The sequence below is a fragment of the Acidobacteriota bacterium genome (assembly GCA_003696075.1).
Classification (GTDB): domain Bacteria; phylum Acidobacteriota; class Polarisedimenticolia; order J045; family J045; genus J045.
On the sequence record RFHH01000182.1, the window covers coordinates 1 to 3,494 of the forward strand.

2 protein-coding genes are annotated in these 3,494 nt (G+C 71.3%); one reads left to right on the top strand and one right to left on the bottom strand.

The features are described from left to right. Positions 1 to 104 precede the first annotated feature (104 nt). Positions 105 to 1,172, bottom strand: a complete 1,068-nt coding sequence (locus D6718_12135) for a sigma-70 family RNA polymerase sigma factor (protein RMG43503.1) — start codon at positions 1,170 to 1,172, stop codon at positions 105 to 107. Between D6718_12135 and D6718_12140 the strand changes: the two genes are divergently transcribed. After that, positions 808 to 3,288, top strand: coding sequence for a CocE/NonD family hydrolase (locus D6718_12140; GenBank protein ID RMG43504.1), 2,481 nt, complete (start codon positions 808 to 810; stop codon positions 3,286 to 3,288). The genes D6718_12135 and D6718_12140 overlap by 365 nt on opposite strands. Positions 3,289 to 3,494: the final 206 nt, after the last annotated feature.

Consider the following 3,494-nt stretch of genomic DNA (forward strand, 5'->3'; position numbering starts at 1 on the left):
CCCCTCCCCGCCGATTGGCCCCCCGCGCCCGCTCCCTGCGCCGGGTCGACGAGCGGAGCCCGGAAACGCGCCCGATTATCGCCGGATCCGCCGTTCCGCGTCCATCAGCCGGCGGCGGTCTTTCCCTCGTGCCGACACTCGTGCCACCGCTTCCGGAGCCGCTGCAGGGCGCGGTAGACGATCCGGCTTCCCCGAACCGGATCGATTCCGGCCATCGCGCAGGCCTCCGCGTGCGGCCGGCCGTGGAGGAAGCGGAGGACGAGCAGCCTCCGCTCGATCGGTCGGCACTCGCGCAGCATCCCCCGGAACCTCGCCCGGCACTCCTTCCGCGACAGCGCCCGGTAGGCTTCGGGCGGAGAGGATTCCGCCGGGGGAAGTCGTGCGGGCGCTCCGTCCAGCCGCACCAGATGCTCGCGCTCCCGGCGCCGCCGGCGCAGCTCGTCGTGATACTTGTGGCGGGCGATCCCGAGCAGGTAGGCCGGCACGTCCAGCACCCGCTCGGACCCGGGCTCGCGGAGCATGCGCCAGGCCGCCAGCACGGTGTCCTGGAGCAGGTCCTCGACGTCCTCGCGGGGCGCCGCGAGGCGGTTCCTGAAAAACGCGACCAAGGTCGCGCCCGCGTTCGCGAGTTCGACCGCGAGGTCCTCTCCCTGGGCTCGTCCTACCGCCCTGCCGCCCATGACCCCCTCCGTCCCGGAGGCCTTCCTGCCCCCCGCCGACCGCCGGCACTCCGGGACGTAGCAAACCCCGTTCCAAAGGGATGGAAATGGCGGGCGGTCGCAACTTCTGGAAACAGAATGCGATGGCGTGCGAGCCGGCCGCCGCTGGCGCGCTCCCCCGGGCGGACGATGGGAAGAAGTCTTCCCTGGCGCGAACGAGCGGGAAGAGATCTTCCCGTCAGCGCCCGGTGGGATCAGAGGAAGCGGCGCCCGCCGCAGGCTGGTCGCCGGTCCCCCGCGTCCGTCGTATAACGCCGGCGGGAGCGCTCCCGGGCGGGGAGGAAAAGCGATGGTCCGAGCGGGGACGAGCTGTTTCGCCTGCCTGGCGGCCTGCCTGGCGGTCCTGCCGGCCGCCGCGGAGGAGCTTTCCGGCACGGTCACGAGCGAGGAGACGGGCCAGCCGCTGGCCGGCGTGACGGTCGGGGTCACGCGCGCGTCGAGCACGGGCGGCATCGGTGCGGGCGAAGCGATCCCCGTCGAGTGGACGGCGGCGACCGACGCCGACGGGAACTACCGGTTCGATCTGGATCCCGGCCTTCCCGGCATGGACCGCCTGTACGTCTTCACCAACGACGAGGCCCACTTCAACGAACTCTACGACGCCGTCGACACGAGCGGTCTCGCGCCGAAGGGCCGCGACCTGGGCGAGCCGGGGGTCCGGACGGTCGACCTCACCGCCGGCCCGGCCACCGGCATCGACTTTCAGATCGCTTCGAGCCGGCGTTTCGAAATGGTCCTCATGCGGGACGGGACCACCCATCTGGCCACCGACGTCTGGCTCCCCTCGCGGCGGCCGGGCCTGGTCTGGCCCACGCTGCTGCAGAGGACGCCGTACCAGCGTCCGGACGCGCCGCCTCGCCGGTTCGTCGCCGCCGACTACGCGGTGGTGATCCAGAACACCCGCGGCCGCTTCGAGTCCGAGGGGGTGGACGACGTTTTCGACGACGACGGCTGGCTCGAGAACCAGGACGGCTACGACACCGTCGAGTGGATCGCCGCCCAGAGCTTCTCGGACGGCCAGGTCGGCACCTACGGTGGCTCGGCGCCCGGGATCACGCAATACCTCGTCGCCGGCGCCGCGCCGCCGCACCTCGTCTGCGCCGTCGCGGAGGTCGCGACGGCCGACTTCTACCACCACATGAACTACCCGGGCGGGGAGTTCCGCAAGCACATGGTGGAAACCTGGCTGGCCGGACAGGGTTCGCTGCACAAGCTGGACGAGATCTTCGCCCACCCCGACGAGGACCAGTACTGGGACGAGCGCAACCTCATGAACCGGCTCGGCTCGGTGCGCATCCCGATCCTCCACATCGGGGGCTGGTACGACATCTTCAGCCAGGGGACCGTCCGGTTCTTCCACGCCCTCCAGCATCAGGGTGGAGAGGGTGCCCGGCTCAACCAGAAGCTGGTCGTCGGGCCATGGACCCACGGAGCGAAGTTCAGCCCGTGGCAGGGGGAGCTGACCTATCCCCTCGACAGCATCTTCAGCGACTACGACGACTTCACCATGCGCTGGTACGACTTCTGGCTCAAGGGGAAGGACACCGGGATCATGGACGAGCCCCCGGCCCGGTACTACGTCATGGGACCGGGTCTTCCCGAGGGCGCGGGCGCGCCCGGAAATTTCTGGCGGCACGCCCCCGACTGGCCGCCGCCCGCGACGCCCGTGCGGTACTACCTCCACCCCGGCGGCGTGCTGTCGACCGATCCGCCGCCTCCGGGAGGAGGCGAGACGATCTACGTGCACGATCCGAACGATCCCGTTCCCACGCGCGGAGGGAGCAACCTCTACGAGGACATCGGCAAGGGCCCGATGGACCAGCGCCCGGTCGACGACGCGCGTGCCGATGTCGTCGTCTGGCAGACGCCGCCGCTCGCCCAGCCGCTGGAGATCTCGGGGCCGATCACCGCGGTGCTCTACGCGGCCTCCGACAGGCCCGACACCGACTGGGTCGTGAAGCTCGAGGACGTCTATCCCGACGGCCGCGCGATGCTCGTCACCGACCTGATCCTGATGGCGCGGCATCGGATCAGCTTCCGGCAGGAGGACCTGCTCGCTCCGGGCCAGGTGTACCGGTTCGAGGTGGATCTGTGGGACACCTCGATCACCTTTCCCGCCGGGCATGCCATCCGCATCGCGGTGGCGTCGTCGAACTACCCGAGGTTCGAGGTCAATCCTCAGACCGGGGAGCCCTTTCACCAGCACACCCACACCGAGGTGGCCACGAACCGCATCGAGCACAGCGCCACCGAAGCGTCCTATGTCGAACTGCCGGTCGTCGATCCGGCCGAGGTCACCGGGTGCCGCCCGTCGGAACACGTTCTCGGACTGATGCTGCGGCGGCTGCCCGGCGGCGAGATCGAACTTCGCTGGGATCCCGTGTCCGACGCGTGCCACGCCCGGTACAAGGTCTACGCCGGCCTCGCGCGGCCCGAGTGGCCGTGGATCGTCCGGAGGCCGATCGCCGCCACCGAGCAGACCACGCTCGTGACGGACGCCGAGGGGCTGTTCTGGCAGGTGGTGAGCCAGGGAACGGACGGCGGGAACGGTCCGCACGGCGTTCCGTAGGCGCGGGGGCCGCACCCACCGAGCGGGAAGCGCCGCCGAGGCAGCGGCCGGACCCGCAGGCGGTGCCGCCCGCTGGGGCGGGAAACGGGCGGTGCCGCGGCGCCGCGGGGCGCCCGCCAGAAAGGCCGCGCGATCACCGCCTGCCGGGCCGCGCCCGCCGCCCGTCCCGGTCGCCGCCGGGTCGCGGCCGAAGATCTCCTCCGCGG

Bases quoted from the DNA above. Each gene is read 5' to 3' on its own strand.
- D6718_12135 (RMG43503.1), bottom strand. From the start codon at position 1,172: ATGCCGCCCGTGCTCGACGCGCGCGTGACCCCGACCGTCACGCCGGCC.